Below are 3,933 nucleotides of genomic sequence, written 5' to 3' on the forward strand. Positions count from 1 at the left end.
GGTGTCGGCGCGGTCACCGCCTCGAGGCGCGTCCTCGTCCTTCATCGCCTTCATCTCGCCCCGGAACACCCGGGCGGACTGGCCGACGCTCTTGGCGAGGGCGGGCAGCTTGGCGGCACCGAACAGCAGCAGGATGACCGCGAGGATCAGCAGCAGGTGCCATGGGCTGAATGCGTTAGCCATGAGGAAGACTCCAGATCGTTGACCTGTTCTCAGTCTAACCGCGCTATCGCGGGCGGGAACGGTGATGGGTGCGGCGGGTCTCAGCTCGGGCCGTACAGTCGCAGAGCGCTCTCGGCCCAATCCGCTGCCGCGCGGCGGGCGCCCTCGGGCTCCAGGATCTCGACATCGCCACCCAGCTTGGCGGTCAGACGGCGCAGGCTGTTCTCGTCGGCGACGCGCATCGTGGCCACCGTCATGCCCCTCTCCGTCTCGGTGTCCGCCCGTCGCAGGTAGTCACCCAGGAGCGCCGCCGACGCTGCGGGGAACCGGATGCGCACCACGAGCTCATCCGAACCGTCCGCGAACCAGTCGGGCACGGGATCGGCGGCGTGCGAGACCGTCAGATCCGTCAGCCGGATATCACTGACGCGGTCCAGGTGGAAGGTGCGCATCGCCTCGCGCAGATGGCACCATCCCTGCAGGTACCACTGGCCGTCGGCGATGCTCACCTTCACGGGGTCGACCGTGCGGGTGGTCGCCGGAGCATCGGGAGCCTTGTAGGTGAAGGCGACGGCGCGCCCGACGCGCAGCGCCTCGGCGACGCGATCACGCACCGCGTCGACGGGAGCGGGCGCGACGATGAGGTCGGCCGGGGTGCCGGAGGCGCCGCGGGCGAGCTTGGCGAGGAGTCCCGAGAACAGCTCGCTGTCCCCGACCCCGGGAATCCCGCGGGTGAGCTGAAGACCGGCGAGGAGCGCAGCCGCCTCACGCGTGGTGAGGCGCGGCGTGCGCTCGAGCGCGACCGAGTGCGTGATGACGATGCGGTCGTCCCGATCGAGCAGATCCCAGTCGATGTCGAACAGATCGTTGGCCATCTGCCAGAAGCCGCCGTCACCCGGCAGGCCGATGACGGTGAGCTTCTCCACCATCTCCCGCATCTGGTCGGGGGTGACGTCGAACTCCTCGGCCGCCTCTGCGACCGACACCTCGCCCTTCCCGATCAGATACGGCACCAGCTGCAGCATGAGCGCCGCGCGGTCGGTGGCGACGAGCGGCTTGCGCACGGGGTTCACGCGGCACCGCCGTGACGGGCGAGCGTCGAGCGCAGGCGCGTGAGGACGGCGTCCCGCAGCGCGGCGGGTTCGACCACCCGAACTTCCGGGCCGTAGGAGGCGAGCTCGTCGGCGAAGATGTGCACGTCGACGAAGGGCACGCGCACCCCCTGCTCGGCCGGCTGGGCGCGCCGTGCGAGTCGCAGAGCGGCTTCTGTCCCCGGTTCCACCTCGAGCAGCGCCACGTTGCGCGCTGCGACCTCCTGCAGGCCGGACAGCGCCCGCTCCCCCGCTCCCCGACGGAGCGCTGCGTCGAAGTGCTCGCGCGTGGCGGTGACGGCACCGACGATGCGGGACAGCAGGAAGGTGCGCTCCTCGTCGACACCCAGGTCGTGCGCGAGCACGTGCCAGCGTCCCTCGTACTCGACCAGGGCGAGGGGGCGCACCCGCCGCGTGCGCGGGGCGGCGTCGCCGGGCTTCAGATACGGGAACGTCACGACGCGGGCGTGCTCGATCGCCTGCTGCAACGGCACGAACGCCGGGTCGTTGGTGCTCAGCCGAGGGGCGAAGCCCTGGATCGGCGCATCCATGGGGATGCCGAGCGCGCGGATCTTGCGGAGCCCGGCCCGAGCCTCCACGGACATCGAGCTCTCGCTCCAGACGCTCCCGGCGAGGGTGAGGAGCGCGAGCTCGGCCGGCGAGAACTCCAGGTCGTCCGGGAGGGTGTACTCCGCCGCGGGCACGCGGTAGCGAGCTTCGCGCAGATCATCGGGGTCGGCCCAGTCGCCGATCGTCTCGATCGGGACGCCGAGGGCTCGGAGATTCTCCTTGTCGCGCTCGAACATCTTCTCGAGAGCGTCCTTGGAAGCTCCCGCTTCGCGCTGCTCGCGGTACCCCGTGACGTTGGCCAGGATCGTGTCCTTCGTCAGCCCCTGATCCGTCGCGGTGAGAGCCACCACGAGGTTGACCAGCCGCTCTTCGGGCGGGGTCTTCACGGATGCGGTGGCCACGACGCCAAGTCTAGGCAGGCCCGAGGGAAGACGAGGCTCAGGACGCCTCGTCGACGCCGAGGATGTCGATGACGAAGACGAGCGTGGAGCCGGCGGGGATCGCTCCGCTCGCCTGGTCGCCGTAACCCTGATCCGGCGGGATGACGGCGAGCACCTGGGAGCCGACGGTCTGGCCCTCGAGCGCCGCGGAGAACCCGGGCACGACCTCGTCGAGCGAGAGCGCCGCGGGTGTCGTCTCCCACGTCGTGTCGAACACCTCGCGGTCCGCCCACGTCAGTCCGGTGTAGTGCACCCGCACGGTGTCGCCGGCCTCGACGACCTCGCCGTCGCCCTCGATGAGGGTCTGCACGACGAGCTCGTCGGGAGCCGCGGCATCGGGGATGATGACGCCCGGCCGGCCGTCGGGGGCGCGCACGACCGTGGGCATCCCGAGGCTCGAGTTGTAGCGAAGGTCGCCCTCGGCCTGCGGCAGATAGACCTTGCGGACGTCGACGACGGCGAGAAGCGACTCGTCTTCGGCGAGGCCGGCCTGGGCGGCGTAGTCGGGGTTGATCTCGTCGGCCGGGAGGCCGATGACGATGCGAGACCCCGCCTGAGCGCACTGCAGCGCCTCGGAGAGGCCGGGAAGCGCGGCGGCGATGTTCTCCATCGAGAACACGTTCGTCAGATCACCGTCGTAGGCGGTCGCGGCGAACGGCTCCCCGCTGTCGCCGGCGTAGAACGAGTAGTCCATGACCAGCAGCTGCGAGTCCGTGGACAGCTCGGGTCCTTCGCCCTCCGACAGGCGCTCGACCGCCACCTCGTCGACGTGGAACGGGGAGTAGACCTCCACCCGCGGCTCGGCGTCGATGTCACCGGAGACGGTCGCGAGCGAGGCCAGGTCGGTGTCGCTCTCCACGCAGGTGGGCGCGGCGGCTTCGACGGTGCAGCCGACGAGGCCGACAGAGGTCATTCCGATGAGGGCGAGAGCAGCGGGGATCTTGCGCACCGGTTCATCCTAGGCGGTCGCGGTGCCTTCGTCCTCCGCGGCGGACGCGAGACGAGCACCGGCGGCGGCACGCTCGGCCTCGCGCACACGCTTGCGGAGATTCTTGTCGGTGATCTCCCGATCCCCCACCGCGCCGGGTGTCCACAGCTCCACATCCTCATCGCCGTAGCTCGACTTCGACGCGCGGCGCTTCTGCTCCGGAGCCACCGCGCCGGGCGCGAGTCGTCGTGCCCACACCAGGAAGCCGGTGTGGGCGACCATGCGGTGATCGGGCCGCACCGCGAGCCCTTCGACGTGCCATCCGCGCACCATCGTCTCGTTCGCGTCCGGCTCGGTGAACAGCCCCGTTCCGCGGATGAACTCGGCCACGCGGCTCAGCTGCGTCGCCGTGGCGACGTAGCAGACCACGACGCCGCCCGGCGTCAGCGCGTCGGCGACGGCGTCGAGGCACTCCCAGGGGGCGAGCATGTCGAGGACCACCCGGTCGATCGTGCCCGGCTCGACCACGGCCGGCAGGGTCTCCGCGAGGTCGCCCAGCTCGATGCGCCACGTGGCGGGCACCTCCCCGAGGAAGGTCTCCACGTTCGCCCGGGCGACGTCGGCGAACTCCTCGCGCCGCTCGAACGACACCAGCGACCCGGTCTCCCCGATCGCGCGCAGCAGCCAGAGCGACAGTGCACCCGAACCGACGCCGGCTTCGACGACGCGCGCCCCCGGGAAC

At 70.9% G+C, this 3,933-nt stretch carries 5 protein-coding genes; all 5 read right to left on the reverse strand.

Going from position 1 to position 3,933, the window contains the following annotated elements; all coding sequences use genetic code 11:
- Window positions 1-183, reverse strand: a 183-nt coding sequence (gene tatA / locus B4E30_RS15180; protein ID WP_286796001.1) for a twin-arginine translocase TatA/TatE family subunit, incomplete at its 3' end; no start/stop codon positions are given.
- Window positions 184-263: 80 nt separating this feature from the next.
- Entirely contained in the window at window positions 264-1,235 is a 972-nt protein-coding gene (locus tag B4E30_RS15185; protein WP_194383163.1) for a helix-turn-helix transcriptional regulator, read from the reverse strand.
- On the reverse strand, window positions 1,232-2,224 hold the full coding sequence (locus B4E30_RS15190; protein WP_194383164.1) for a helix-turn-helix transcriptional regulator: 993 nt from the start codon (window positions 2,222-2,224) through the stop codon (window positions 1,232-1,234). Before B4E30_RS15190 ends, B4E30_RS15185 begins: the two co-directional genes overlap by 4 nt.
- Before the next feature lie 37 nt (window positions 2,225-2,261).
- Window positions 2,262-3,212, reverse strand: coding sequence for an FKBP-type peptidyl-prolyl cis-trans isomerase (locus B4E30_RS15195; protein WP_194383165.1), 951 nt, complete (start codon window positions 3,210-3,212; stop codon window positions 2,262-2,264).
- A gap of 9 nt (window positions 3,213-3,221) precedes the next feature.
- Window positions 3,222-3,933, reverse strand: a 712-nt coding sequence (locus B4E30_RS15200; protein WP_286796006.1) for a tRNA (adenine-N1)-methyltransferase, incomplete at its 5' end; no start/stop codon positions are given.

Source organism: Microbacterium sp. UBA3394 (genome assembly GCF_002358725.1).
Taxonomy (GTDB): Bacteria; Actinomycetota; Actinomycetes; order Actinomycetales; family Microbacteriaceae; genus Microbacterium; species Microbacterium luteum.